Below are 25,837 nucleotides of genomic sequence, written 5' to 3' on the forward strand. Positions count from 1 at the left end.
CAGGCGGCCGCCATAAGGCACACCGCAGTGATACATGTAGATTCAAACGGGCACACGGCCACGCCGGCACCGCAAGGGCCATATCATCCGCGAAATAACCGTCCGACTCCAGCATTTCTGCCCGGAACGGCGCTGAAATTGCCGTTCCAGACATTTCTGCCCGTTATGCCGGCACTTCCACCTGCAACCCATCGACGCGCTGGAAGCCGCGTGGCAGCTTGCTGCCTCGCCGTCCGCGCTCGCCCTTGTAATGCTCAAGATCGTCCGCTTTCAGAGACAGGGTACGCTTGCCGGCTTGCAATACAAGGGTCGCGCCGTCAGGAATCACGGCCAGATCGGTGACAAATTCTTCACGGCTGGCTACCCGGTCGCCCGGCACGCCAATGATCTTGTTGCCCTTGCCCTTGCCCAGCTGCGGCAAATCGCTGACCTTGAACACCAGCAGGCGGCCTTCGGTGGTCACCGCTGCCAGCCAGTCCTGCTCGCGATTGGCCACCGGGCGTGGGGTCATGACCTTGGCACCGTTGGGCAGGCTGAGCAAACCCTTGCCGGCCTTGTTCTTGGCCTGCAAGTCTTCACCCTTGACCACGAAGCCGTAGCCCGCATCCGAGGCAACCACGTACAGCGCGTCGTCCTCCGGCAACAGCACACACTCGAAGGTGGCGCCTGGCGGTGGCGTCAGGCGGCCGGTCAGCGGCTCGCCCTGACCACGTGCCGAGGGCAAGCTGTGAGCCGCCACCGAATAGCTGCGCCCCGTAGAGTCGATGAGCACGGCAAACTGGTTGGAACGCCCGGCTGCGGCGGCCTTGAAGCCATCGCCGGCCTTGTACGACAAGCCGGTGGCGTCGATGTCGTGGCCTTTGGCGCAACGCACCCAGCCCTTCTCCGACAGCACCACGGTGACCGGCTCGGTCGGCATCAGCTCGTTTTCAGACAGGGCCTTGGCCTCGACGCGCTCGACGATTGGCGAACGGCGCGCGTCGCCGTAGGTTTCGGCATCCTTGATCAGTTCGCTGCGCACCAGCTTGCGCAGCTTGGCCTCGCTGCCCAGCAGCGCCTGCAGCTTGGCCTGTTCCTTGAGCAGTTCGTCCTGCTCGCCGCGGATCTTCATCTCTTCCAGGCGCGCCAGCTGACGCAGACGGGTCTCGAGGATGTACTCGGCCTGGATTTCGCTCAGCTCGAACCGGGCAATCAGGGCCTGCTTGGGGTGCTCCTCGGTACGGATGATGTGGATCACTTCATCCAGGTTGAGGAATGCGGTGAGCAAACCATCCAGCAGGTGCAGGCGCCGCTCCACCTTGTCCAGGCGATGCTGCAGCCGGCGGCGAACAGTGTTGGTGCGAAACTCCAGCCACTCCACCAATATCGCACGCAGGTTCTTCAACTGCGGGCGGCCGTCCAGGCCAATGATATTGACGTTGACCCGGTAGCTGCTCTCCAGGTCGGTGGTGGCGAACAGGTGCTGCATCAGTTCGTCGGCATCCACACGGTTGGAGCGCGGGATGATGACGATGCGGCACGGGTTCTCATGGTCGGATTCGTCACGCAGGTCGGCAACCATCGGCAGCTTCTTGGCCTGCATCTGTGCGGCGATCTGCTCCAGCACCTTGGCACCGGAGACCTGGTGCGGCAGCGCAGTCACTACGATGTCGCCATCCTCGACGCGGTAAACGGCACGCATGCGGATCGAACCGCGGCCGCTTTCGTACATCTTGAGGATTTCTGCCCGTGGCGTGATGATTTCCGCCTCGGTCGGGTAATCCGGCCCCTGGATGTGCTCGCACAATTGCTCGATGGTGGCCTTGGGCTCGTCGAGCAGGCGCACGCAGGCGCTGGCCACTTCACGCAGGTTGTGCGGCGGCACGTCGGTCGCCATGCCCACGGCGATACCGGTGGTCCCGTTGAGCAGGATGTTGGGCAGGCGCGCTGGCAGCACGGCCGGCTCCTGCAAGGTACCGTCAAAGTTCGGTACCCAGTCCACGGTGCCTTGGCCAACTTCGCTGAGCAGCACTTCGGCGTAGCGCGACAAACGCGCCTCGGTATAACGCATGGCGGCGAACGACTTCGGATCGTCCGGCGCACCCCAGTTACCCTGGCCGTCGACCAGGGTATAGCGGTAGCTGAACGGCTGCGCCATCAGCACCATGGCCTCGTAGCAGGCCGAGTCGCCATGGGGGTGGAACTTGCCGAGCACGTCACCGACGGTACGCGCCGACTTCTTGTGCTTGGCATCGGCATCGAGCCCCAACTCGCTCATGGCATAGACGATGCGTCGCTGCACCGGCTTCAGGCCGTCGCCGATGTGCGGCAAGGCGCGGTCCATGATCACGTACATGGAATAGTTGAGGTAGGCCTGTTCGGTGAAGTCAGCCAGCGAGCGGCGTTCGACGCCGTCCAGGCTGAGTTCCAGTGAGTCGCTCATGCGGGCCTCGTCATTTCAGGTTCTGGCGCAACAGCATGGTGCCGCCGCGCTGGGTAAATTCAAGTTGTTTCAGGGCACTCATGCCCAGCAGTACGATGGGCCCGTCCAGGCCCGGCACCACGGTGGCGCGTACGTCCTGCAGGCGGATATCGCCCAGCTGCAGGCTGGCCAGGCGTGTGCGGTAGCCTTCGGTGCGGCCATTGGCGGTACTGAGCAGCACCGGGCTGCCGCGCTCAAGGTTCAGGTCACGGGCCAACACCTCGGGGATCGCCACATCGGTGGCGCCGGTGTCGAGCATGAAATGCACCACCTGGCCATTGATGGCGCCATCCACCATGAAGTGGCCCTGGCCGTTGCCCAGCAGGCGCACTTCGACAAAGCCCTCGCCGTGTTCGGATTGCACCTGGGCATTGGGGTTGCGCTTGCTGTCTTCCCACTGGCCGAAAAAGCGCGTGGCAAGGAACATCGCGGCCGCCCACGCGAAGACCATCAGCACCCTGCCCGCCCGTTTGCCCGGCGCCTGGCTCATGACTTGGCGCTCCAGCCACCTTCCGGTGCATCAAAGCGCCAGACGATCGGGCGCGTTTCGCCATCGGCGCGGGCGCCGTTGTTGTTGTCCAGGCCGATCCAGGCGCCCTTGGCATCGATCACAAGGGCTTCGGCCAGGCCGAACGGTTGCGGGTAACGGCGGGCCTCGACCAAGGCGTCGGCAGCAAACGACCAGCAGCGTTCTACCTTGCCGCTGTCGGTATCACGCCGGCAGACCCGGTAGGCATTGCGTTCGAGTGTGAACAGCTTGCCCTCGAACCAGGCCAGGTCGGCAAAATCGCGCGACAGTGCCCGGGCATTGGGCATTTGCGCCGGCTGCATCTCCACCCCGGCCTCGCTCAGCAGCACACAGCTGCGCCCGCAAGTCCACACTGATTGCTGGCGCTCGACGGCCACCAGGCCACGGCGCTCGCGTTCTGCGGCCAGCCACAGGCGATCGCCCGCCGGGTTGATCGCCAAGCCCTCGAACAGCGCATTGAAGTTCAGCAGCATGCCGCTGGCACGGGCCTGGCGCACCATGGCCGGGTCGATCTTCAGCCAGTCCGGCTCGCCTTCCAGCGGTAACTGCAACACCGCAGCATGGGCTTCGCTGGCCAGGTACAGGTTACCCGCCTGGTCACAGGTGATGCCTTCGAAATCCAGCTCGCCCCCGCGAATGTACGACGCGGCCCAATTGCGCGACTTGAGGCCCCACGGCAGGCCGCTTTCCGGCGGCGGTGGCGGGGTAAAGGTCAGCGGTTGCGCGCGCCAGGTCGGTTTTTGCTGGTCGAAGCGGTAGATGCGGTCGTCGTCGCGGTCGGACACGCCCCACAGCCCGCCCCGGCATTCCACCAGGCCAGACAGGTTGCCACCACGCATGCCGTCGATCGGGTGCTCGGCACTGAGCTTCAGCTCCGGCCAGTTACCCGCCAGGGCAGGCAAGGTAACCAGCGCAAGGCAAACGGCAAGTACTTGCCGAATCAAACCATGACCTCGGCCAGGTTGCCTTTGGTCTCCAGCCAGCTCTTGCGGTCACCGGCGCGCTTCTTGGCCAGCAGCTTGTCCATCAGCTCGCAGGTGGCCTCAACGTCGTCCAGGGTCAGTTGCACCAGGCGCCGGGTGTTCGGATCCATGGTGGTTTCACGCAGCTGTGGCGGGTTCATCTCGCCCAAACCCTTGAAGCGGGTGACCTGTGGCTTGCCGCGCTTCTTCTCGGCCACCAGGCGGTCGAGGATACCGTCACGCTCGGCTTCGTCGAGGGCGTAGTAGATTTCCTTGCCCAGGTCGATGCGGTACAGCGGCGGCATGGCCACGTACACATGCCCGGCCTCGACCAGCGCCCGGAAGTGCTGGACGAACAGCGCGCACAGCAACGTGGCGATGTGCAGGCCGTCGGAGTCGGCGTCGGCGAGGATGCAGACTTTGCCGTAGCGCAGTTGCGCCAGGTCTGTGGCACCCGGGTCGACGCCGATGGCCACGGCGATGTTGTGCACTTCCTGGCTGGCCAGGACTTCGCCACCGTCCACTTCCCAGGTGTTGAGGATCTTGCCGCGCAGCGGCAGGATCGCCTGGTACTCCTTGTCCCGTGCCTGCTTGGCCGAGCCACCCGCCGAGTCACCCTCGACCAGGAACAGCTCGGCACGCATCGGGTCCTGGCCGGCGCAATCGGCCAGCTTGCCAGGCAGCGCCGGGCCTTGGGTAATGCGCTTGCGCTCGACCTTCTTGCTGGCCTTGAGGCGGCGCCCGGCGTTGCTGATAGCCAGCTCGGCCAGTTGCATGCCCAGCTCGGGGTGGGCGTTCAGCCACAGGCTGAAGGCGTCCTTGACCACGCCGGAAACAAAGGCAGCCGCCTCGCGCGAGGACAAGCGCTCTTTGGTCTGCCCGGAGAACTGCGGCTCCTGCATTTTCATCGAGAGCACGAAAGAGATGCGCTCCCAGATGTCCTCAGGCGCCAGCTTCACGCCGCGCGGCAGCAGATTGCGGAACTCGCAGAACTCGCGCATGGCATCCAGCAGGCCCTGACGCAGGCCATTGACATGGGTGCCGCCCTGCGCAGTGGGGATCAGGTTGACGTAGCTTTCCTGGACGCTGTCGCCGCCTTCTGGCAACCACAGCAACGCCCAGTCTGCGGCTTCCTTGTTGCCCGCCAGGCTGCCGCAGAACGGCTCGTCAGGCAGGCGCTGGAACTCGCTGACCGCATCGACCAGGTAGGAACGCAGGCCGTCTTCGTAGTGCCACTCGACCTTCTCGCCACTGGCCTTGTCCTCGAAGCTGACCAGCAGGCCCGGGCACAGCACGGCCTTGGCCTTGAGCACATGCTTGAGGCGGCTGATGGAGAACTTGGGCGAGTCGAAGTACTTGGGGTCGGGGCTGAAGTACACGCTGGTGCCGGTGTTGCGCTTGCCGACCGAGCCGACCACTTCCAGCTCGCTGGCCTTGAAGCCATCGGCGAAGGTCATCTGGTATTCGTTGCCGTCACGCTTGACGCGCACGCGCACCTGGGTCGACAGGGCGTTGACCACCGAGATACCCACACCGTGCAAACCACCGGAGAACTGGTAGTTCTTGTTGGAGAACTTGCCGCCGGCATGCAGCTTGGTGAGGATCAGCTCGACCCCGGACACGCCTTCTTCCGGGTGGATGTCCACTGGCATGCCACGGCCATCGTCGCTGACTTCCAGCGAGTGGTCAGCATGCAGGATGACCTGCACCGAACGGGCGTGGCCAGCCAGGGCTTCGTCGACACTGTTGTCGATGACTTCCTGGGCCAGGTGGTTGGGGCGGCTGGTATCGGTGTACATGCCCGGCCGCTTGCGGACCGGGTCAAGGCCCGAGAGGACTTCGATGGCGTCTGCGTTATAGGCGCTAGCGCTGGGATTGGCCATAGGGTCTCGTCGTCAGTCTGGTGAGTGCAAAAAAGTCAAAATACAGAAAAATCGAGCGCCGCATACTGCCCGCGAGCAATGCCGGCAAACGCCAGCAGAGCCGGCAGGCGCTCGGCGAAGCCCTGGAAGCTGTGATCGCCACCGGCCTGGATACGCAGGGCACATGCACGGTAATAGCGCTCGGCATGGCGATAGTCCAGGGTTTCATCGGCGGTTTGCAGCCACACTTGATAGCGGCTGGCATCTACCGGGGCCGGCACTTCCAGCTCGGCCAGGGCCTGTACGTGATCGTGGGTCAGTTCCCAGGTTTCACCGCTGTAATGATTGCGCTGAGTGCCCAGGTACCCGTCGAAATGCTTGTGCGGGGTTACCGCTGGGTTGACCAGCAGGGCCTTGAGGCCATGGCGCTCGGCCAGATGGGTGGCATAGTAGCCGCCGAGCGAACTGCCCACCAGCAGTGGCGCACCCAGTTCGGCGATGGCAGCTTCAAGCTGGACGATGGCCTGCCGCGGGTGGTGATGCAAGGCGGGCACACGTAGCTGAGCCGACAGGCCCAGTTGCTGCATCACGGCTTCGAGCTGGCGCGCCTTGGTCGAAAGCGGCGAGCTGTTGAAGCCATGGATATAGAGGATGGAACCCGACATGCTGCCCCCGGAATCTGTGGCTTCGCGCCTGATGATGCGGGCGCAGGGACGCGCAGTGTAGCGCGTTCGCCGGGTTTTGACGCAGTGTCACGGGTTTCGCAACAATTTCTTCAAGAAAGCCGGGGCCGCTGCGCAGCCCATCGCCGGCAAGCCAGCTCCCACAGGTACTGCACATGGCTTGAAACCGATGCTGTCTACACATGGCTTGAAGCCGATGCGGTCAGTGTGGGAGCTGGCTTGCCGGCGATGGGGCGCGCAGCGGCCCCAGATTCTTCAATAACCCGGGCTATCGAAGTCGAGTTTCACCTCAAAGTCCGTGGCCCGCTCCACCCCGGTTTCCAACCGCCCGTCGGCGTGCAGGCGCAACCAGCGGTACCCGGGCTGCTCCTCGCTCACCTTGAAGTCTTCGCTGCGTGCCGCGAACTGAATACAGGTCGAAGGCGTGGCCAGCAGGCGCCGGCCCTCGCGCAGCTCATCCCATTCCTGATGCACATGCCCCCACAGCAACGCCCGCACCTGCGGATAAGCCTCGACGATATCGAACAGGGCCAGAGCATTGCGCAAGCCGATCGGCGCGATCCAGGCGCAACCGATGTCCACCGGCTGATGGTGCAAGCACACCAGGCAATGTCGCCCGCCAGCCTCTTCCAAGGCTGTTTCCAGCAGGGCCAACTGATCATCTTCCAGAAACCCATGGGTGGCCCCTTGCACGGCGGTGTTGAGCATGACTACCCGCCATGCGCCAATATCCGTCACCGCCTGCACCAACTGCGGCGCCGCCTGTGCCATGACCCGGGCCTCGTCGTGGTTGCCCGGCAACCAGCGGGTGGGCACGGCAAACGGCGCAGTCAGATCCCGGAACGCTTCATAAGAAGCAACGCTGGCGTCCTGGGACAGATCACCCGTGCACAACAGCAAGTCGACAAGCGGTTGCTCGCGCCGCACCTGGGCCACTACATGGCGCAGGCTGTCACGGGTATTGAGGCCCAGCATGCTGCCGGCCGGGTCGGCGAAAAGATGTGCGTCGGTCAGTTGCACCACATGAACAGGGCGCGTGTTGTCTGGGTACATGTCAGCGAACGCTGGCCAATTCGTGGCCACAAGCCAGGCAATGGCTCAGCCATTCACCGAGGAACAGGTTGAGCTGGGCCTTTTCGTCCGGCTGGTGCATGGCCTCATTCGGATACGGGTAGATACTGCGCAGGCGGCGGGTGTGTTCGGCACTGACCACTTCGGCCATGCGTGCATCATGGTACACCTGCACTTCCAGGTGCGGCACCGGCAGCCACGGCAGGCTGTGCTCCTGGCGCACATGCAGGGTGGTGGTGTACGGGCAGGCCAGCACCACGTCCAGTACCAGCACGCCGAGCATCTGGTCGCCTTGGGTCATGCCGATGCGGCGCGAGCTCTGGGTGGTACGCATGTCGGGCAACAGGCGCATCAGCCGGGCGTAGTTGGCCTCGCAGGCAGCCTGCAGCCCGACCAGGTCGACTCGATAGCGCTCGCGCAGCAGGTTCACTTCCACATACCTCGTACTTCGTCACGGTTCAGCGCCAGCCATTGCAAGCCGATGATAGTCGCCGCGTTGCAGATGCGCCCGTCGCGCACCGCCTGCAAGGCATCCTCGAACGACCACACACGCACGCGGATGTCTTCGCCCTCTTCTTCCAGGCCATGCAGCCCGCCCGCGCCCTCGCTGCTGCAACGGCCAAGGAACAGGTGAACGTACTCGTCACTGCCGCCCGGCGACGGGAAGTAGCGGGTCATCGGCCACAAGGCGCTGAACGTCAGGCCGGCTTCTTCCTCGGCTTCGCGGTGGGCGACTTCCTCGGGTTGCTCATCCTTGTCGATCAGCCCGGCAACCATCTCGATCAGCCAGGGGTTGGCGACCTTGTCCAGTGCGCCGACGCGGAACTGCTCGATCAGCACCACTTCGTCGCGCAACGGGTCGTAAGGCAGCACACACACCGCATCATGGCGCACAAACAGTTCGCGGCTGATCTCGCGGCCCATACCCCCGGCAAACAGCTCGTGGCGCAGGTGCACCTTGTCGAGCTTGTAGAAGCCCTGGAAGCAGTTGGCCCGCTTGACGATCTCGACCGCCTTGGGCACCGAATTCAACGTGTCTGACATGGAAATCCTCGTTACCTCAATTACCGCATCGCGCCATCCTACTCTGCACGCTTTCGCGTTTCACCCCTTTCCGGCAACCGTTCGCACACTCGGGACAGCGCGTCTTCACTCTGTTAGCTTAGTGGCGAACTGAAGGCCGCGCAGACGGTCAAAGGCCGACTTTTCCCTGTTCTGCAAGGATCATCATGACACTTGTCAAACTGACTTCCGTGGCCGTGCTGGCACTCGCTCTGGGCGCCTGCCAGAGCCTGTTCACGCCCAACTACCGGGCCCCGCTCGAGGTCAAGCGCGACGCCTGGGAGCATGTCAAACCCGGCTGCAGCGAAAGCGACTGCCCGCTGGTGAACATCGACATGGTCCACTTCCCGGCCCTGCCCGCGCTCGACGGCATCGTCGAAAAACGCCTACTGCAACTGACCGAAGACAATCAGCATGGCACCGCGCCAAGCACCTTGCAGGCCTACGAACAGCAATACCTGGCCAGTGCCGACAAACGTAACAGCAGTTATCTGCAAGCCAAGGTACGCGAGCAGCATGACGGGCTGGTGATCATCGAGTTGTCCAGCTACCTGGACAGCGGTGGCGCCCACGGCATGCCTGGGCGCGGCTTCATCAACTATTCGCGCAAGCTGGACAAGGTGCTGACCCTGCAGGACATGCTGGTGCCAGGCCAGGAGGACACCTTCTGGAAAACCGTCGAGGAGTCGCACCGCGCCTGGCTGATGAGCGTGGGCATGGACAAGGACGCCGAGTTCGTCAAAACCTGGCCGTTCAAGAAGTCGCCGCACATCGCCCTGACGTACGGCGCAGTAGTGGTCAAGTACGAGGTCTATGCCATCGCGCCCTATTCCATGGGCCACGTGGAACTGAAGATCCCCTACCCACGCCTGAATGGCGTACTCAAGCCTGAACTGTTTCCCGGCCGCGGCTAAGGCTCAGTAACCCATGCAGCACACCTGCCAGCAGCAATGCTGGCAGGGTAGCACCCAGTTCCGGTGCCTGCGCGGCAATCAGGTGGTAGACCGCCACCCCCGCAAACCAGGCCACCAGCGCCTGCCAGTGCAAGCCGCCGACCTGTGCCGGCAAGCGGCGACGACGAACCACGTAGTGGTCCATCAACACCACGCCGAACAGCGGCGCGAACACCGAACCGATCAGCAGCAGGAAGTTCTCGTACTGGGCCAGTGGCGCCAGCAGGGCGATCAGGGTGCACAGCACGCCGATAGCCAGCGCCAGGTGCTCGACCTTCACAGGCACCAGCACACCGCTGGAAACCGCTGCCGAGTGGATGTCGGCGAAGGCCTTTTCCGACTCGTCCAGCAGAATGAGCAGCAACGGAATGCCCATGCCGGCGCCGGCCAGGGCCAGCAGCAGGGCATTGACCTCGCCACTGGCAGCGAAGGCCAGGGTGTAGGCCACGCCCAGGCTCATCAGCCAGGTGTTGCCGATGAAATAGCCAATGACCGTGCCGCCGAACACGTGCTTGCCGTTGCGGGCGAAGCGCGAGTAGTCGGCGATCAGCGGCAGCCAGGACAGCGGCATGGCGATGACGATGTCGAAGCCCACGGCCAGCGACATCGAACCGTCACCGGCGCGGCCCCACAGTTCAGCCAGGTCGGCCTTGGCGAACAGATTCCAGGTCAGCCACAGGCAAGCCCCCAGCAGCACCCAGATACCCCAGGCGCGCAGCACCTTGCGCACGAAGGCCAGCGGCCCGCTGACGGCCAGCAAGGTGGCCAGGGCTCCAAAACACAGGGTCCAGAGCATCGGGCTGTTCCAGGCACTGTCCTCGCCGAACGCCCGCGCGCCCAGCAGGCTGGCGGCGTCGCGCATGACAATGATCTCGAATGCGCCCCAACCTACCAGTTGCAGCAGGTTGAGCACAGCCGGCAAGCGCGCACCATGGCTGCCCAGGCTGAGCTTCAGGGTGCCCATGGCCGAAAGACCGGTGTCGCTGCCGATGACACCGGCCGCGCCCAGCAACAGCACACCCACGCCGGTGCCCAGGGCGATGGCCAGCACCGCGCCGGCAAGGCCAAGGCCTGGGGCGAGCATGGCGCCGACTTGCAGCACCATCAGGCCGATGCCAAGGGAGAACCACAACGAGAACAGGTCGCGGGCGCCGAAGATGCGCTGGTGGGTGGGGACCGGGTGGTCGGGGGAGAACTGGCTGGGTGATGTCATGGTTGGCGCTCGCCGGCAATGTTGTTGGTGTTCTTGGCGAGGACTTCGTCCTCGAATCGCGACGCAAGGCCGCTCCCACAAGGGCCGCGCAGGCCTTGAACCTTGTGCGGTCCCTGTGGGAGCGGCCTTGTGTCGCGAAGGGGCCGCACAGCGGCCCCAGCGTTCTTACACTTTCTGGTACAGCTGGCTGCCTTCCTGGCGGAAACGCTCGGCCTGCTCACGCATGCCTTGCTCGACCGTCACATCCACGGCCTCGATCTTGGCAGCGTACTCACGCACTTCCTGGGTGATTTTCATCGAGCAGAACTTCGGCCCGCACATCGAGCAGAAGTGCGCAACCTTGGCCGATTCCTTCGGCAGGGTCTCGTCGTGGAAGGCACGGGCGGTGTCCGGGTCCAGGCCGAGGTTGAACTGGTCTTCCCAGCGGAACTCGAAGCGTGCCTTGGACAGGGCGTTGTCGCGAATCTGCGCGCCCGGGTGGCCCTTGGCAAGGTCGGCGGCGTGGGCGGCGATCTTGTAGGTGATGATGCCGGTCTTGACGTCGTCCTTGTTCGGCAGGCCCAGGTGTTCCTTGGGCGTGACGTAGCAGAGCATGGCGCAACCGAACCAGCCGATCATCGCCGCACCAATGCCCGAGGTGATGTGGTCGTAGCCCGGTGCAATGTCGGTGGTCAGCGGGCCGAGGGTGTAGAACGGCGCCTCGTCGCAGCACTCCAGCTGCTTGTCCATGTTCTCCTTGATCAACTGCATCGGCACGTGGCCTGGGCCTTCGATCATGCACTGCACGTCGTGCTTCCAGGCAATCTTGGTCAGCTCGCCGAGGGTTTCCAGCTCACCGAACTGCGCAGCGTCGTTGGCGTCGGCGATCGAGCCGGGGCGCAGGCCGTCACCCAGCGAGAAGCTGACGTCGTAGGCCTTCATGATTTCGCAGATCTCGTCGAAGTGCGTGTACAGGAAGTTTTCCTTGTGGTGCGCCAGGCACCACTTGGCCATGATCGAGCCACCGCGGCTGACGATGCCGGTCACGCGCTTGGCGGTCAGCGGCACATAGCGCAGCAGCACACCGGCATGGATGGTGAAGTAGTCCACGCCCTGCTCGGCCTGCTCGATCAGGGTGTCGCGGAACAGCTCCCAGGTCAGGTCTTCGGCCACGCCGTTGACCTTTTCCAGGGCCTGGTAGATCGGCACGGTACCAATCGGCACCGGCGAGTTGCGGATGATCCACTCGCGGGTTTCGTGAATGTGCTTGCCGGTGGACAGGTCCATGACCGTGTCCGAGCCCCAGCGGATGCCCCAGGTCAGCTTGGCCACTTCTTCCTCGATCGAGGAACCCAGGGCGCTGTTGCCGATGTTGCCGTTGATCTTCACCAGGAAGTTGCGGCCGATGATCATCGGCTCGACTTCAGGGTGGTTGATGTTGGCCGGAATGATCGCGCGGCCACGGGCGATTTCCTGGCGGACGAATTCGGGGGTGATTTCTTTCGGGATGTTGGCACCGAAGCTGTGGCCGGCGTGCTGCTCATTCAGCAGGCCAGCGGCGCGGGCTTCTTGCAGCTTCATGTTTTCGCGGATGGCGACGTATTCCATCTCGGCGGTGATGATGCCCTGGCGGGCATAGTGCATCTGCGAGACGTTGGCGCCAGCCTTGGCACGGCGCGGGTTGCGCACGTGGGCGAAACGCAGCTTGGCCAGTTCGGCGTCGTTCAGGCGCTGCTGGCCGAAGTCGGAGCTGAGCCCGCCCAGGCGCTCGGTGTCACCGCGGGCGTCGATCCAGGCCGAGCGCACATCGGCCAGGCCCTTGCGCACGTCGATGATCACATTGGGGTCGGTGTATGGGCCGGACGTGTCGTAGACCAGTACCGGCGCGTTGGTTTCGCCGCCAAAATCGGTCGGGGTATCGTCCAGGCTGATTTCGCGCATGGGCACGCGGATGTCCGGGCGCGAGCCTTCGACATAGATCTTGCGCGAGCGCGGGAACGGTTGCACGGACTGCTGATCGACTTGTGCCGATTCGCTGAGGTTGATCGCTTTTTCTTGTTTGGTCATCACAGGCTCTCCAGACGGCTTCCTAGCAGTGGAATGTCGGGGAGAACCTGAAAAGCGCGGACGCACCCGTGGACGAGTGCAGTGCCGGATATGGGGGTGCCTGAAGCTGCATGCAGCTGCGACATTCCCGGACCTGGCACAAGAGGCTCCCCGGGAAGGCGAGCAATCTTGTTCCCTACGCAGGCGCTAACCTGATCAGGTTCAACGGGATCCGCACCTCTGCGATCTCAGCCTTTGCTTCAAGGCACCCCGACAAGAACATGCGCAGTCTAGACTGGAGTGGTCGGCAAAGCCAAGCGGGTAAATGCGCGGTTGATGAAAGGCATACCGGGCGATTGTTGCCAGGGGCGCATGGCACTACACTGGCCCGTCACTCGATACTCAACAGTTCAGTAATTAAATTTCGTACAAGGATTGCCTCTATGCTGCGCAAACTCTCACTGGCGATTGCCGTGTCTTGTGCGTCCAACGGAGTGGCCTGGGCAGTGGACGTGCCCTCGACAGTCAAAACCGACCTGGTCAGCGTTTATCAGGAAGCGGTAGACAACAACGCCGACCTGGCTGCGGCACGCGCCGATTATGGCGCGCGCCGCGAAGTGGTACCGCAGGCCCGCGCCGGGTTGCTGCCAAACCTCTCGGCCGATGCCGAGATGCTGAACACCCGCACCAAGCTGGACGAGCCTTCCATCACCTCCAACCGCAGCGGCAACTCATGGAGCGCGACCCTGGCCCAGCCAATCTTCCGCGCTGATCGCTGGTTCCAGTTGCAGGCCGCTGAAGCGGTAAACGAACAGGCGGCGCTGGAGCTGTCGGCCACTGAACAGAACCTGATCCTGCAAACCGCGCAAAACTACTTTGCCGTGCTGCGCGCGCAGGACAACCTGGCCGCCACCAAGGCCGAGGAAGCCGCATTCAAACGCCAGCTGGATCAGTCCAACGAACGCTTCGATGTGGGCCTGTCGGACAAGACCGACGTGCTGCAATCCCAGGCCAGCTATGACACGGCCCGAGCCAACCGGATCATCGCCGAGCGCCAGGTGCAGGATGCCTTTGAAGCGCTGGTCACCCTGACCAACCGTGAATACACCTCGATCCAAGGCGTGGTGCATACCCTGCCGGTGCAGGTACCCACGCCAAACGACGCCAAGGCCTGGGTCGAAACCGCCGGCCGCCAGAACCTCAACCTGCTGGCCACCAACTATGCGGTTTCCGCCGCCGAAGAGACCCTGCGCCAGCGCAAGGCCGGCCATGCGCCGACCCTGGATGCAGTGGCCAAGTACCAGAAGGGTGACAACGACAACCTGGGCTTTACCAACCCTTCGCAGCTGGGCGTGCGCTACAGCGGCGACGTGGAACAGACCAGCGTCGGCCTGCAGCTGAATATCCCGATCTACAGCGGCGGCCTGACCAGCTCGCAGGTACGCGAGGCCTACCAGCGCCTGAGCCAGAGCGAACAGCAGCGTGAAAGCCTGCGCCGCCAGGTGGTGGAAAACACCCGCAACCTGCACCGCGCGGTGAACACCGACGTGGAACAGGTGCAAGCACGCAAACAGTCGATCATCTCCAACCAGAGCGCGCTGGAAGCCACCGAAATCGGCTACCAGGTGGGTACCCGCAACATCGTCGACGTGCTCGATGCCCAGCGCCAGCTGTACACCTCGGTGCGCGACTACAACAACAGCCGCTATGACTACATCCTCGACAACCTGAGCCTGAAACAGGCGGCCGGCACCCTCAGCCCGCAAGACCTGCAGGACCTCAAGCGCTACCTGAAACCGGACTACAACCCGGACAAGGACTTCCTGCCGCCAGACTTGGCTGCAGCAGCGGCCAAGAACTTTGAGCGCCGCCCTTGAAATAGGGGTGTATTGCTCACAGACCGGGTTGCTTTTGATGGCCTCATCGCCGGCAAGCCAGCTCCCACAGGTTCCTCACTGGCCTCAAGCCTTGTGCAGCCCCTGTGGGAGCTGGCTTGCCGGCGATGAGGCCAGGAAAACCAAAGCAAAAGTCAGCGGATAAGCGCATCCAGGCCATCGAGCAAGCGCTGCAACGCGCCCTGATTGGCCTGCATCACCGCCCTGCCCGCCTCGCCCATGCGCTGCGCATCCTGCGGCAACTCGACCAGCCGCCGCACCGCCCCGGCCAGCCCGTCGGCATCGTCCACCTGCTGCAACGCCCCCGCTTCACGCAACATCGCGCTGATTTCAAGGAAGTTGAACACATGCGGCCCCATCAGCACCGGCAAGGCCAGCGCCGCCGGCTCCAGCGGGTTGTGCCCACCGGTCGGCACCAGGCTACCGCCGACAAAGGCAATATCAGCCAGCGCGTAGAGGAACAGCAACTCACCCATGGTGTCGCCCAGCAACACGCGGATTTGCGCATCGACCGGGGCTGCCGAAGAACGGCGCACGGTGGTGAATTGTTCGCTGCACAGCGCATGCACCGCATTGAAGCGCTCGGGATGGCGCGGCACCAGGATCAGCAAGGCATCGCCATGCACCTGCAACAACTGCCGATGCGCCTGCAAAATCAGCGCATCCTCACCGTCATGGGTACTGGCGGCAATCCACACCGGGCGCTGTTCGGCCCCCCACTGCTCACGCAATGCCCTGGCACGCGGTAGCAGTTGCTCATCGATCTTCAGGTCGAACTTGATCGAGCCAGTGACCTGCACGCACTCAGGGCGCGCCCCCAGGTCACGAAAGCGTTGCGCCTCGGTTCCGGTCTGCACGGCGATCAGGCTCATTTCCGCCAGCATCGGCCGAGTCAGTTTTGCAAAGCGCCCGTAGCCGCGTGCCGAGCGCTCGGACAATCGCGCGTTGGCCAGCGCCACCGGAATCCCGCGTTTGGCGCACTGGTGGATGTGGTTGGGCCACAGCTCGGTTTCCATGATGATGCCCAGCTTCGGCTGCACATGGTCGAGAAATCGCCCGGCCGCCCACGGCAGATCGTAGGGCAGGTAGCAATGCTGTACGCGTGGTTCGTCGGCGAACATGGCGCGAATACGCTCGGAACCGGTCGGTGTCATGCAGGTAAGCGTGATTGGCAATTCCGGGTAGGCCTTGAGCAAGGCACGCACCATGGGCGCTGCAGCAATGCTTTCGCCCACCGACACCGCGTGCACCCAGATGCCGCCCTGGCGCATTGCCGGCAGCTTGCAAGCAAAGCGCTCGCCGATGCGTTGCCCATAGGCAGGCGCCTTGCGTGCGCGCAGGTACAGGCGCAGCGCAACCAGCGGCAAGCCCAGGTGAAACAGCAAGGTATAGAGTGTTCTGTTCATGGCGCCGGAGTTTACCCGATCGCACGCAGGTGCACCGCAAAGCGCTCGGCCAGCCACTGCGCGGCCGGCCCCAGGGGCGCATCACGGCGCCAGGCCAGTTCCGCCACCAGCGCCGGCGGGCGCCACTCGCTATCGAGCTCGACCATGTGCGCCTGGTAGGTCGGGTACTGCACCACGTGCCGCGGCAACCAGGCCCAGCCCAGGCCGCGCATCAGCAGTTCGGCCATGGCGTAGAAGCTGTCGGCACGCCATACCTGCGGGCTGATCGCCTCGCCGCCTGGGTAACCGCTTTGTTGGGGCGTGATCAGCAACTGCCGGTGGCGCGCCAGTTGCTGGCGGGTGACTCGGCCTTCGCCCGCCAGCGGGTGGCCGACTGCGCAAACCGTGACCATCTCCACACTGCCCAGCGCCCGCCGCTCCAGCGATGCCGGGATGCTTTCGTGGTGGAAGAACAGGCCCAGATCGGCGCGCCGCTCCACCAGCTTGCGCGCCACATCGCCCTGGGCACCGCTGGCCAGTTGCACCTCCAGGAACGGGTAGCGGCTGGCCAGCTCGTCCAGGCTGTCGATCACCGGCTGGTAAGGCATGGCTTCGTCCTGGGCAACCCGCAGCAAGGCCTCCTGCCCGCGCATCAGGGCCAGGGCACGACCATCCAGGTGTTCGCATTGACGCAACAGTTCGCGGGCATCTTCCAACAACGCGCTGCCATTTTCGGTCAGCTTCGGTTGCCGGCCGCTGCTGCGCTCGAACAACGTGACGCCCAGGTCTGCTTCCAGCAGGGCGATGGCATTACTGATGGCCGATTGGGCCTTGCGTTGTTCGCGGGCAACGGCAGAAAAGGAGCGCAATTCGGCGACGCGCAGAAAAATTCGCAGCTGCTCCAGGTTCCATTGCTCAGCCATCAACCTATCCCCATATCTGATAGGTAATGACTTTACCGCATCTGGGCAAGGTCTAGAATGCCCGACCAGTTACCAGAGGACCCCGCCATGAATGCCTATACCTATCTCGCCATCGCCATCTGCGCCGAAGTCATCGCCACTGCCTCCATGAAAGCAGTGAAAGGCCTGAGCACGCCACTGCCCCTGCTGCTGATGGTGGTTGGCTACGGCATTGCGTTCTGGATGCTGACCCTGGTGGTGCGCAGCATTCCGGTGGGAATCGCCTACGCCATCTGGTCGGGGCTGGGGATTGTGCTGATCAGTGTGGCGGCGCTGGTGATTTACGGGCAGAAGCTGGATGTGCCGGCGATAGGGCCCTCACAGGTATAGCCTGTATACTTGCCAGCTGTCCCAGTCTTCGAGGTACCGCCATGCCATCTGCCATTTCCACTGACGTGCTGATCGTCGGCGCCGGGGTCGCAGGCCTCTGGCTCAATGCCCGCCTGCGCCGCCAGGGCTACTCGACAGTGCTGGTGGAACGCGCCAGCCTTGGCGGTGAGCAGACGATAAAGTCGCAGGGCATTATCCACGGCGGCACCAAGTACGCCCTGCACGGTGCCCTTACCGGCGCCTCGGAAGCCATCGCCGACATGCCGCGCCGCTGGCGTGAGGCCTTGGCTGGCGACGGCGAACTCGACCTCGGCCGTACCCGTCTGCTCTCCGATGCCCACTACCTGTGGTCCCCCGGCACCCTGGCCGGCAACCTCACCAGTTTCTTCGCCAGCAAGGCCGTACGCGGCCGGGTCGACCAGGTCAAGGGCGACCAGCTGCCGCCCGCGCTGCAGGACCGCGCCTTCAAGGGTAAGGTCTATCGCTTGGCAGAACTGGTGATCGATGTCCCGAGCCTGCTGGCCAACCTGGCCGAGCTGGCCGGCGACTCCTTGCTTGCAGGTGAGCGTATCGAACCATTGCGTGAAGGTGATGCCTTGGTCGGCCTGCGCGTGGATGACCGGGAAATCCGTGCCCAGCGCATCGTGTTGAGCGCCGGTGCCGGCACCGAAGGTTTGCTGCAGGCGCTGGGCCTGGACCAGCCCGCCATGCAAACACGCCCGCTGCACATGGTCATGGCCAAGGGCCCGAACCTCAAACCTTTGTACGCCCACTGCCTCGGTGGCGGGCCCAAGCCACGGGTGACGGTGACCACCCACCCGGCAGCCGATGGCCAGTGGGTGTGGTACCTCGGCGGCGACCTGGCGGAAGCCGATGGCGTAGCGCGCGAGCCTGCAGCGCAGATTGCTGCGGCACAGAAGGAAATCGCCAACCTGTTGCCATGGGTTGACCAGAGCCTGGTGCGCTGGGCCACCCTGCGCGTCGACCGCGCCGAACCTGCGCAATCCGGCCTGGTACGCCCGGACAACGCCTTCCTTGCCGACCAGCAGCGCCTGCTGGTGGGCTGGCCGACCAAGCTGGCACTGGCACCAGACTTCAGTGACCGGGTCATCGCCCATCTGGAGCGCGACGGCATCCGCCCGCAGGCACAAGCCGACCTGGCCGACCTGCCCCGCCCCCCCTTGGGCGTGCCGGCCTGGGAGCACTTGCTGCCATGAGCCTGCCCACCCTGCACGACTTCCACCGCCCGCTGGGCAGCACCGGTTTCCAGGTTTCGCCACTGGGCCTGGGCACGGTCAAGCTGGGCCGCGACCAAGGTGTGAAGTACCCCACCGGTTTCACCATCCCCGACGATGACGAAGCCCGCATGCTGCTGGCCCAGGCCCGCCAGCTAGGTATCAACCTGATCGACACCGCCCCCGCCTATGGCCGCAGTGAAGAGCGCCTGGGCCCGCTGCTGCGCGGCCAACGCGATGAGTGGGTGATCGTCAGCAAGGTTGGCGAAGAATTCGACAACGGCCAGTCGCACTTCGACTTCAGTGCCGCCCACACCCGTCTTTCGGTAGAGCGCAGCCTGCGCCGCCTGGAAACCGACCGCATCGAACTGGTGCTGGTGCATTCCGACGGCAACGACCTGGCGATCCTCGAACAGCAGGAGGTCTACCAGACCCTGGCGGAGCTCAAGCAAGAGGGCAAGATCCTCGGCTTCGGCCTGTCCGGCAAGACCGTGGCCGGTGGCCTGAAAGCACTGGAACAAGGTGACTGCGCCATGGTTACCTACAACCTCAACGAGCAGGCAGAACGCCCGGTGCTGGACTACGCTGCCGAACACGGCAAGGCCATCCTGGTAAAGAAGGCCCTGGCCAGCGGGCATGTCTGCCTGGCCCCGGGCGTTGACCCGGTGCAGGCGAGCTTCGAGCTGCTGTTCGCCCACCCGGGCGTCAGCAGTGCTATCGTCGGCACCATCAATCCGCTGCACCTGGCCCACAACGTGGCCACCGTCGCCCGCATCCTGGGCCAGCACTGAGTTGCCCCTGGCCCACCAAGGGCCAGGAGAATGACCCGACGCAAGGAGGAGCCTCGTGGCGCGAACGCTGATCCGCAAGAACCCGAGCAACTTCAAGACACTGCCACTGCATGTCGAAGCCACACCCGAAGGCCTGATCTACCAGAGCATCGGCATGCCGCTGAACTTTGCCCAGACCCAACAGCGGCGCAAGGCCATCCAGCTGCCCGACACGCAGCGCTTCGTGGTCGAACTGGCCAACCTGGGTGTGTCGGTGCGCCTTACCCTGCATTGGCAAAACCGAGATTACTGGGTGTTGGTGCGCCAGCGCCGGCAAGACCGTGGCGATGTGGTGCTGAAACTGATTTCTGGGTATGTACCGGCGCAGGAGCTGAACCTGCCGTTGCACACGGCTGTTCAGGAAGTGGCTGAAGAATGCCTGCTGGAAACCCCGGAAGGCTGGTTAGGCGGGCGCTTCAACGATACCTGGCTGCCCGTCCCATACGCCGCTGCCCTGCACTACCGTGAAACACCGCACTTCCTGCTGGCCCCCGAGTCCGGTGCCGCCCGGCCCGTGCACTGCGGCAACCTGATGCTGCTGGAGCGGCCAAGGGCCTATGTACACTTGCCCACCGCCTCGCTGCAGCTGATCTACGACATGCGCCTGCAGGTGCCTCGTGAAGCCAAGAAGCTCAGCCTGTTCCACGTCGATGAGCGGCTGGAGGGGGGCCAGCTGGTAGCGCGACTCAACCGCAAACGGCCAGACCTGTACCTGATGCCGTTGAAGGACGGCCACCCGCTGGCGGAGCTTTATACGCTGAAGAAGGATGAGCTGGTGCCGGCGAGCACACGCGGACTGTACCTGGCCGAGAGTTTTGCCCGGCAGGAAGGCTGGGTAGTGACGGACGAGCGGGTGCGCTGGAAGGACTGGGTGAAGCAGCAGGGGTTGGTGGAGAGCAAGCCGACGCGGGGATCGCATCTGCAGCGCTTTGGCGACAAGGCCCGGGCATTGCTGGAGCGGGCGCGTACCTCACTTCACAAGTGAATCCCTGGGGCTGCTTCGCAGCCAATCGCCGGCAAGCCAGCTCCCACAAGGCCTGTGCAATTCTCAAGGCTTGCGCTGTACCTGTGGGAGCTGGCTTGCCGGCGATTGGGCTGCAAAGCGGCCCCAGCGATATCAGTTCTTGCGAATCTTCTCGACAATCGCGGTGGTCGAGCTGTTCTCGACCAGGCCAAGCACCTTCACGGTGCCGCCATACGCCTTGACGATATCAGCGCCTACCACCTGGTCTATGCCATAGTCGCCACCCTTGACCAGCACATCCGGCTTCACCTGGCTCAGCAGGTTTTCCGGGGTGCCTTCCGGGAAGCTGATCACCCAGTCCACCGCGCCCAAACCGGCCAGTACGGCCATGCGCCGGTCGACGCTGTTGATCGGCCGGCCCGGCCCTTTCAAACGGCTGACCGAAGCGTCGTCGTTGACCGCAACGATCAGCCGATCGCCCTGGGCCCGCGCCTGTTCCAGGTAGGTGACGTGCCCGGCATGCAGGATGTCGAAGCAGCCATTGGTGAAGACGATCTTCTCTTTGTGCGCCCGCGCGTCATCGATGGCCAGCAGCAGTTGCTCAAGGCCCAGCACGCCACGTTCGGAACCTTCTTCACGCTGGATCGCCCGGCGCAGTTCCGGGGCACTGATCGCAGCCGTACCCAGCTTGCCGACCACGATGCCGGCCGCCAGGTTGGCCAGGGCCACCGCGTGGGGCAAGTCCTCGCCAGCCGCAATGGCCGCCGCAAGGGTGGAAATGACGGTATCACCGGCACCGGTCACATCGAACACTTCACGCGCACGCGCCGGCAGGTGCAGCGCCGGCTGGCCAACGCGCAGCAGGGTCATGCCGTGCTCGCCACGGGTTACCAGCACGGCGCCCAGGTCCAGGTCCTTCAGCAGCTGCAAGCCTTTGGCGACGAGTTCGGCCTCATCGGCGCAACGGCCAACGATGGTCTCGAACTCGCTGAGGTTCGGGGTGATCAGGCTGGCACCGCGGTAGATGGAGAAATCCTTGCCCTTGGGGTCGGCCAGCACCGGAATGCCCTTGGCCCGCGCTGCCTGGATCAGGCTTTGGTGATTCTTCAGTGCGCCCTTGCCGTAGTCCGACAAGACCAGCACCTTGACGCCTTCGAGCAGGCTGTCGACTTCGGCACCCAGCGACAGCGGGTCGGTGGCGAACGGCTCTTCGAAATCGATACGCAGCAGCTGCTGGTGACGGCTCATGACCCGCAGCTTGACGATGGTCGGCTGGTGCGCGATGCGCTGGAACACCGAGCGCACGCCCGCAGCCTGAAGGCTGTTGGCGAGGCTGTCGGCGGCCTCGTCCTGGCCGGTAACGCCGATCAGCGACGCCGGTGCGCCCAGGGCGGCGATGTTCAAGGCAACGTTGGCCGCGCCGCCGGGGCGATCCTCGATCTGATCGACCTTGACCACCGGCACTGGCGCTTCAGGCGAAATACGCGAAGTACCGCCATGCCAGTAGCGGTCGAGCATGACATCGCCGACCACCAGAACCGGGGCTTGATCGAAACGCGGCATGGACAACTTCATGGGCAACCCATATGGAAATAATGAACAGGGGCAGGATATTAGCACAGGGTAGACGACGGCTTTATGGCCAGATCGCCCCCAGAAAATTCCCGTGACAATCGGGGCCGTTACGGCCCCGATCAGGGAGGACTCAGGTGATATCGGCCTTGACCGGCTCATCCAGGCCCATGGCGTGCAGGCGGGCATAATGGCCATTGGCCGCGAGCAGTTCGGCGTGGGTGCCACGCTCCACCAGACGCCCCTGGTCCATGACCAGGATCTGGTCAGCCTTCTCGATGGTCGACAGGCGGTGGGCGATCACCAGCGTGGTGCGCCCTTGCATCACGTGGTCCAGGGCAGCCTGGATGTGCCGCTCGGATTCGGTATCCAGGGCCGAGGTGGCCTCGTCGAGAATCAGCAGTGGCGCGTTTTTCAGCAGTGCCCGGGCAATGGCCAGGCGCTGGCGCTGGCCGCCGGAGAGCAGCACGCCGTTCTCACCTACGTCGGTGTCGAAGCCCTTCGGCAAGCGGTCGACGAACTCCTTGGCATAGGCATCGGCCGCAGCGGCTTCGATGTCTGCGCGCGGGGCACCCGCCAGATCGCCATAGGCAATATTGTTGGCCACAGTGTCGTTGAACAGGGTGACGTGCTGGGTCACCTGCGAAACGTGGCGGCGCAGGTTGCGCAGGCGGTAATCCTCGATCTCCACGCCATCGAGCAGGATCTGCCCCTGGTCATGGTGATAGAAGCGCGGGATCAGCGACGCCAGAGTCGACTTGCCGCTGCCAGAGCGGCCGACCAGGGCGATCATCTGCCCAGGCTCGGCGACAAAGCTGATGTCGCTCAGCACTTCACGCTCGGTACCCGGGTAGGTGAAGCTCAGGTTGCGCACTTCCAGGCGCCCTTCCACGCGGTCTTTCTCGACAGTACCGGTGTCCAGTTCAGGCTCTTCGTCCAGTTGCTCGAAGATGCTTTCTGCACCCGCCAGGCCCTTCTGAATGGTCGAGCTGACTTCTGACAACTGGCGAATCGGCTTGGGCAGCAAGCCGGCAGCGGTAATGTAGGCCACCAGGTCACCGGCGGTAGACTCACCGCGCAGGAACAGCACCAGGAACATCAGTGCGGCCATGGCACTGTAGATCACCAGCTGCAGCATCGGCGTATACAGCGAGCCGGTCTTGGTCATGCGCAGCTGCTTGTCGGTGTTGCTCTGGCTGGCCTTGCTGAAACGCCGCTGTTCGTAGGCCTCGCCGCCGAAGCTGCGCACCACGCGGTAACCCTGGATGGTTTCCGACGCGACGTGGGTGACGTCGCCCATGGCCACCTGAATCTTCTTGCTCTGCTTGCGGAATTTTTTGCTGGCGATGCTGACCATAACCGCAATCACCGGCAGGATGGCGACCATGACCAAGGTCAGGTGCCAGTTCATCCACAGCAGGTAGGCAAACAGGAACACCACGGTCAGGCCTTCACGGATGACAACCTTGATTGCATCGGTGGCGGCACCTGTGACCATGGTCACGTTGAAGGTGATACGCGAAATGAGGTGCCCGGAGTTGTGGTTGTCGAAGTAGCGGTTGGGCAGTACCAGCAGCTTGTTGAACAACTCCACGCGCAGGTCGTGCACCAGGCACAGGGAAACCTTGGCCAGGAAATAGTTACCAAGGAACGACCCCAGGCCCTGCCACGCAGCGATCAGGATGATCAGCAACGGCACAGCCTGCAGCAATTGCAGGTCGCGCAGGTAGGGGACATTGGGGAACAACACCGCTTCAGGGTTGCTCAGCCCGTCAACAAAGTACTTCAGGATGCCGGCCAGCATCGGCTGGGTCGAGGCAAAGATCACGAAACCGACAATGCTCAGCAGGAAAATGCCGACATAGGGTTTCACATAGCCCAACAGCCGGAAGTAGATCTTCAGGCTGGAGGTGTGCTCCGCCGGTCGCGGGGTTTCGGCCATTATCGAGCTCGCTGTTCAGGTTGAACCGGAAATTTTACCACAGGCGTCATTTTCGGCACGCCCCCATGGCAGCATCATGGCAAGGCCGACAGGCAGCCAGCTGATAAACCATTCGGCACGCGGCGTACCGGTGAGGCTGGCGGCATCGAACTGCATCGCCAGGGTCGAGTACACCCAGAAGCTCAGCAGGATCTTGCCGAACAAGGTGCCGCGCACGCGAATGATTTCACCCAGCGTGAACAACCACACCAAGACCCAGAGCAGCATGCCAGGCAGGCCCATCTCCACGGCAACGTGGGTAAACATGTTGTGGGTGTGGTCGAAGTGCCTGCCCACCGCAGTGACGTCGTAGCCAGCACCCAGGCCCAGGCCGGTCCAGGGGTGCGCGGCAATCATGTCGACCACGGCATGGAAGATTTCCGGCCGGAAGGATGAGCCGCGCATGGCGATCAGGTCATACATCGCAGAAACAGCAAGGCCGGTTGCAATGACTGCCAGGATGGAAAACACCTGGCTGTGGCGGTCACGGAACCACAGCGGTGCCATGGTGACGGTGAGTACCAATGCCAGGAGCGCGCCACGGCTCTGGCTGAGCATGGCAAAAGCCCCCAGGCAAGCCAGTGCAACCAGCCACAGCAGCTGTAGGCCACGCCGCCGCGGTGGCTCATAAAGCAGGAAGAGAACGGCCGAGCCAATGACATAAGCACCCAGAATGGGATGTGATATCTCGCCAATGCCGGCCAGACGGGCCAGCAAAGACTTACCCTGCAAACCATAGAAGTTGACGATAGAGACCAGTGCCGCGATGGCCAGCAGGCCGCTACCAAGCAGCAACAGCTGGCGAACCTTCGCCAGGCCCAGCTGGGCCAGCAGCGGGAACGCCAGCAGGAACACCAGAATGTAGAGCAGGCGCTTGATCTCGCGCCCCGAGTCCTCTGCGGGCGACCAGGCCAGGCTCAGGCCACTCCAGGCCAACAGCAGCAGCACACTCATCCACAACGCCGGCTGACGCTTCCAGGCTTGCACCAGTACCGCGCGGGCCGACCATGCCAGCACCAACGTCGGCAGCCACAGGAACAACACCAGGCCTTGCTGATAAATCTTGTTGCTCGGCGCCAAGGCAATCGCCCCCAGGAACCAGACCAGGCCCAACCCCAACCAGGCCCGCGCCCAGTTTTTTTGATACAGCATCCATTTCCCCCGATGAATCAAAGGCACCTTCCATGGTGCTACAGCATTATTTTCGGCATTATTACCGGTCATTTTGCTCGCCAGACTACAAGGCTCTATTCATGCAATGCTCCCGGCTCACCCAGGTCGACTTCGATCAGCTGACACAAGGCGCACAGGTGCTTGAGGCAGACAGCCATGGCGCCAAAGTCTACCTGCTCGCGGATGGTAATTTCCTCAAGGTTTTTCGTAGGAAGCGGCTGATTTCATCTGCACTGCTGCGCCCCTACTCACAGCGCTTCGTCGATAACGCCGCGCGCCTGGCGCAACTGGGTATCCCCACCCTCGAGGTGATCAGCCAGCACAAGCTCGACCAGCCAGGCCGCACTGCTGTGCTGTATCGGCCGCTACCCGGGCGCACCTTGCTGCAAATGTCGCGCGATGAAGGCTTCAGCTGGGACACGTATCTGCCCCAACTGATCCAGCTGGTGCGCCAGCTGCACCACAGCGGCGTGTACTTCCGCTCGTTGCACCTGGGCAATGTTGTGGTTACCCCTGACCAGCACCTGGGCCTGATCGATGTGGCCGACATGCGCTTCCTGCGCCCGCCGTTGTCGGCCCGCATGATTCGTCGCAATGTGCAGCACATGGTGCGCTATATCGAGCGGGAGAACCTGAGCGACCGGTTCCCCCTGGCCGCCTTCGAGGCAGCCCTGCTGGCGCGCTGAGCG

At 63.7% G+C, this 25,837-nt stretch carries 21 protein-coding genes, 1 pseudogene and 1 riboswitch; of the genes and pseudogenes, 7 read left to right on the top strand and 15 right to left on the bottom strand.

Annotated features, from left to right (window positions below; genetic code table 11):
- Nucleotides 1-163 precede the first annotated feature (163 nt).
- The 8 genes from parC to ACN6NG_RS27255 form a co-directional block, all read right to left on the bottom strand.
- Nucleotides 164-2,422 carry a DNA topoisomerase IV subunit A gene (gene parC, locus ACN6NG_RS27220; protein WP_049277988.1) on the bottom strand — a complete coding sequence of 753 codons (2,259 nt, stop codon included), beginning with the start codon at nt 2,420-2,422 and terminating at the stop codon, nt 164-166.
- A 10-nt stretch (nt 2,423-2,432) separates the two neighbouring features.
- Nucleotides 2,433-2,951, bottom strand: coding sequence for a retropepsin-like aspartic protease family protein (locus ACN6NG_RS27225; protein ID WP_063423403.1), 519 nt, complete (start codon nt 2,949-2,951; stop codon nt 2,433-2,435).
- The gene (locus ACN6NG_RS27230) at nt 2,948-3,934 is read right to left on the bottom strand and encodes an esterase-like activity of phytase family protein (protein WP_353456401.1); all 987 of its coding nucleotides are present in this window, start codon (nt 3,932-3,934) and stop codon (nt 2,948-2,950) included. The genes ACN6NG_RS27225 and ACN6NG_RS27230 overlap by 4 nt, the downstream gene beginning before the upstream one ends.
- A complete protein-coding gene (parE, locus tag ACN6NG_RS27235; protein WP_016501902.1) occupies nt 3,931-5,835 on the bottom strand; it encodes a DNA topoisomerase IV subunit B in 1,905 nt (634 codons plus the stop codon). The genes ACN6NG_RS27230 and parE overlap by 4 nt, the downstream gene beginning before the upstream one ends.
- Nucleotides 5,836-5,870: 35 nt before the next feature.
- On the bottom strand, nt 5,871-6,479 hold the full coding sequence (locus ACN6NG_RS27240; RefSeq protein ID WP_353456402.1) for a YqiA/YcfP family alpha/beta fold hydrolase: 609 nt from the start codon (nt 6,477-6,479) through the stop codon (nt 5,871-5,873).
- A 273-nt stretch (nt 6,480-6,752) separates the two neighbouring features.
- Nucleotides 6,753-7,550: a 3',5'-cyclic-AMP phosphodiesterase gene (gene cpdA, locus ACN6NG_RS27245; RefSeq protein WP_063423400.1), complete on the bottom strand. Its 798-nt coding sequence runs from the start codon at nt 7,548-7,550 to the stop codon at nt 6,753-6,755.
- A gap of 1 nt (nt 7,551) precedes the next feature.
- On the bottom strand, nt 7,552-8,004 hold the full coding sequence (locus ACN6NG_RS27250) for a DUF1249 domain-containing protein (protein ID WP_016501905.1): 453 nt from the start codon (nt 8,002-8,004) through the stop codon (nt 7,552-7,554).
- A complete protein-coding gene (locus ACN6NG_RS27255; RefSeq protein WP_016501906.1) occupies nt 7,995-8,612 on the bottom strand; it encodes an NUDIX domain-containing protein in 618 nt (205 codons plus the stop codon). Before ACN6NG_RS27255 ends, ACN6NG_RS27250 begins: the two co-directional genes overlap by 10 nt.
- A 185-nt stretch (nt 8,613-8,797) precedes the next feature.
- Between ACN6NG_RS27255 and ACN6NG_RS27260 the strand changes: the two genes are divergently transcribed.
- Nucleotides 8,798-9,544 carry an RsiV family protein gene (locus ACN6NG_RS27260; RefSeq protein WP_043198160.1) on the top strand — a complete coding sequence of 249 codons (747 nt, stop codon included), beginning with the start codon at nt 8,798-8,800 and terminating at the stop codon, nt 9,542-9,544.
- Here the strand turns inward: ACN6NG_RS27260 and cytX are convergent.
- Nucleotides 9,513-10,796, bottom strand: a complete 1,284-nt coding sequence (gene cytX, locus ACN6NG_RS27265; protein ID WP_063423399.1) for a putative hydroxymethylpyrimidine transporter CytX — start codon at nt 10,794-10,796, stop codon at nt 9,513-9,515. The two genes, ACN6NG_RS27260 and cytX, sit on opposite strands and share 32 nt — an antisense overlap.
- Before the next feature lie 165 nt (nt 10,797-10,961).
- On the bottom strand, nt 10,962-12,842 hold the full coding sequence (gene thiC / locus ACN6NG_RS27270) for a phosphomethylpyrimidine synthase ThiC (protein ID WP_063423398.1): 1,881 nt from the start codon (nt 12,840-12,842) through the stop codon (nt 10,962-10,964).
- A 155-nt stretch (nt 12,843-12,997) separates the two neighbouring features.
- A riboswitch (TPP riboswitch) is annotated at nt 12,998-13,104 on the bottom strand.
- 160 nt (nt 13,105-13,264) lie between these two features.
- Between thiC and ACN6NG_RS27275 the strand changes: the two genes are divergently transcribed.
- A complete protein-coding gene (locus ACN6NG_RS27275) occupies nt 13,265-14,698 on the top strand; it encodes a TolC family outer membrane protein (RefSeq protein ID WP_132845073.1) in 1,434 nt (477 codons plus the stop codon).
- Nucleotides 14,699-14,850: 152 nt separating this feature from the next.
- On the opposite strand, the gene waaA is transcribed toward ACN6NG_RS27275, so the two are convergent.
- Both waaA and ACN6NG_RS27285 read right to left on the bottom strand, forming a co-directional pair.
- Entirely contained in the window at nt 14,851-16,122 is a 1,272-nt protein-coding gene (gene waaA / locus ACN6NG_RS27280; protein WP_474317134.1) for a lipid IV(A) 3-deoxy-D-manno-octulosonic acid transferase, read from the bottom strand.
- An 11-nt stretch (nt 16,123-16,133) separates the two neighbouring features.
- The gene (locus ACN6NG_RS27285) at nt 16,134-17,024 is read right to left on the bottom strand and encodes a LysR family transcriptional regulator (protein ID WP_043198168.1); all 891 of its coding nucleotides are present in this window, start codon (nt 17,022-17,024) and stop codon (nt 16,134-16,136) included.
- 87 nt (nt 17,025-17,111) lie between these two features.
- Between ACN6NG_RS27285 and ACN6NG_RS27290 the strand changes: the two are divergent.
- The 4 genes and pseudogenes from ACN6NG_RS27290 to ACN6NG_RS27305 all read left to right on the top strand — a co-directional run.
- A pseudogene (locus tag ACN6NG_RS27290) lies at nt 17,112-17,375 on the top strand (QacE family quaternary ammonium compound efflux SMR transporter); the annotation flags it as partial.
- Between the two features lie 59 nt (nt 17,376-17,434).
- Complete coding sequence (locus ACN6NG_RS27295; RefSeq protein WP_016501915.1) at nt 17,435-18,610, top strand: NAD(P)/FAD-dependent oxidoreductase; 1,176 nt, start codon at nt 17,435-17,437, stop codon at nt 18,608-18,610.
- A complete protein-coding gene (locus ACN6NG_RS27300) occupies nt 18,607-19,419 on the top strand; it encodes an aldo/keto reductase (protein ID WP_174370324.1) in 813 nt (270 codons plus the stop codon). Before ACN6NG_RS27295 ends, ACN6NG_RS27300 begins: the two co-directional genes overlap by 4 nt.
- A gap of 55 nt (nt 19,420-19,474) precedes the next feature.
- Nucleotides 19,475-20,443, top strand: a complete 969-nt coding sequence (locus ACN6NG_RS27305; protein WP_474317138.1) for a metal ABC transporter ATPase — start codon at nt 19,475-19,477, stop codon at nt 20,441-20,443.
- Nucleotides 20,444-20,575: 132 nt separating this feature from the next.
- Here ACN6NG_RS27305 and hldE read toward each other — a convergent pair whose 3' ends face one another.
- From hldE to ACN6NG_RS27320, 3 genes are all read right to left on the bottom strand, one after another.
- Nucleotides 20,576-21,997 (bottom strand): bifunctional D-glycero-beta-D-manno-heptose-7-phosphate kinase/D-glycero-beta-D-manno-heptose 1-phosphate adenylyltransferase HldE, encoded by a 1,422-nt coding sequence (hldE, locus tag ACN6NG_RS27310; RefSeq protein ID WP_063423391.1) that lies wholly within the window; start codon nt 21,995-21,997, stop codon nt 20,576-20,578.
- A gap of 130 nt (nt 21,998-22,127) precedes the next feature.
- Entirely contained in the window at nt 22,128-23,936 is a 1,809-nt protein-coding gene (gene msbA, locus ACN6NG_RS27315; RefSeq protein WP_049277155.1) for a lipid A export permease/ATP-binding protein MsbA, read from the bottom strand.
- 15 nt (nt 23,937-23,951) lie between these two features.
- A complete protein-coding gene (locus ACN6NG_RS27320) occupies nt 23,952-25,127 on the bottom strand; it encodes an O-antigen ligase family protein (protein ID WP_474317141.1) in 1,176 nt (391 codons plus the stop codon).
- A 101-nt stretch (nt 25,128-25,228) separates the two neighbouring features.
- On the opposite strand from ACN6NG_RS27320, the gene ACN6NG_RS27325 reads away from it, so the two are divergent.
- Complete coding sequence (locus ACN6NG_RS27325; RefSeq protein ID WP_063423389.1) at nt 25,229-25,834, top strand: protein kinase family protein; 606 nt, start codon at nt 25,229-25,231, stop codon at nt 25,832-25,834.
- Nucleotides 25,835-25,837 lie beyond the last annotated feature (3 nt).

Source organism: Pseudomonas sp. TSO6 (genome assembly GCF_056098905.1).

What these genes read in the sequence shown, in the direction of transcription:
- ACN6NG_RS27240 (WP_353456402.1), bottom strand. Translation starts at nt 6,479, where the DNA reads ATGTCGGGTTCCATCCTCTATATCCATGGCTTCAACAGCTCGCCGCTT.
- ACN6NG_RS27255 (WP_016501906.1), bottom strand. Translation starts at nt 8,612, where the DNA reads ATGTCAGACACGTTGAATTCGGTGCCCAAGGCGGTCGAGATCGTCAAG.
- ACN6NG_RS27285 (WP_043198168.1), bottom strand. Translation starts at nt 17,024, where the DNA reads ATGGCTGAGCAATGGAACCTGGAGCAGCTGCGAATTTTTCTGCGCGTC.
- msbA (WP_049277155.1), bottom strand. Translation starts at nt 23,936, where the DNA reads ATGGCCGAAACCCCGCGACCGGCGGAGCACACCTCCAGCCTGAAGATC.
- parE (WP_016501902.1), bottom strand. Translation starts at nt 5,835, where the DNA reads ATGGCCAATCCCAGCGCTAGCGCCTATAACGCAGACGCCATCGAAGTC.
- thiC (WP_063423398.1), bottom strand. Translation starts at nt 12,842, where the DNA reads ATGACCAAACAAGAAAAAGCGATCAACCTCAGCGAATCGGCACAAGTC.
- cpdA (WP_063423400.1), bottom strand. Translation starts at nt 7,550, where the DNA reads ATGTACCCAGACAACACGCGCCCTGTTCATGTGGTGCAACTGACCGAC.
- cytX (WP_063423399.1), bottom strand. Translation starts at nt 10,796, where the DNA reads ATGACATCACCCAGCCAGTTCTCCCCCGACCACCCGGTCCCCACCCAC.
- ACN6NG_RS27225 (WP_063423403.1), bottom strand. Translation starts at nt 2,951, where the DNA reads ATGAGCCAGGCGCCGGGCAAACGGGCGGGCAGGGTGCTGATGGTCTTC.
- ACN6NG_RS27325 (WP_063423389.1), top strand. Translation starts at nt 25,229, where the DNA reads ATGCAATGCTCCCGGCTCACCCAGGTCGACTTCGATCAGCTGACACAA.
- waaA (WP_474317134.1), bottom strand. Translation starts at nt 16,122, where the DNA reads ATGAACAGAACACTCTATACCTTGCTGTTTCACCTGGGCTTGCCGCTG.
- ACN6NG_RS27320 (WP_474317141.1), bottom strand. Translation starts at nt 25,127, where the DNA reads ATGCTGTATCAAAAAAACTGGGCGCGGGCCTGGTTGGGGTTGGGCCTG.
- ACN6NG_RS27260 (WP_043198160.1), top strand. Translation starts at nt 8,798, where the DNA reads ATGACACTTGTCAAACTGACTTCCGTGGCCGTGCTGGCACTCGCTCTG.
- ACN6NG_RS27295 (WP_016501915.1), top strand. Translation starts at nt 17,435, where the DNA reads ATGCCATCTGCCATTTCCACTGACGTGCTGATCGTCGGCGCCGGGGTC.
- parC (WP_049277988.1), bottom strand. Translation starts at nt 2,422, where the DNA reads ATGAGCGACTCACTGGAACTCAGCCTGGACGGCGTCGAACGCCGCTCG.
- ACN6NG_RS27275 (WP_132845073.1), top strand. Translation starts at nt 13,265, where the DNA reads ATGCTGCGCAAACTCTCACTGGCGATTGCCGTGTCTTGTGCGTCCAAC.
- ACN6NG_RS27300 (WP_174370324.1), top strand. Translation starts at nt 18,607, where the DNA reads ATGAGCCTGCCCACCCTGCACGACTTCCACCGCCCGCTGGGCAGCACC.
- hldE (WP_063423391.1), bottom strand. Translation starts at nt 21,997, where the DNA reads ATGAAGTTGTCCATGCCGCGTTTCGATCAAGCCCCGGTTCTGGTGGTC.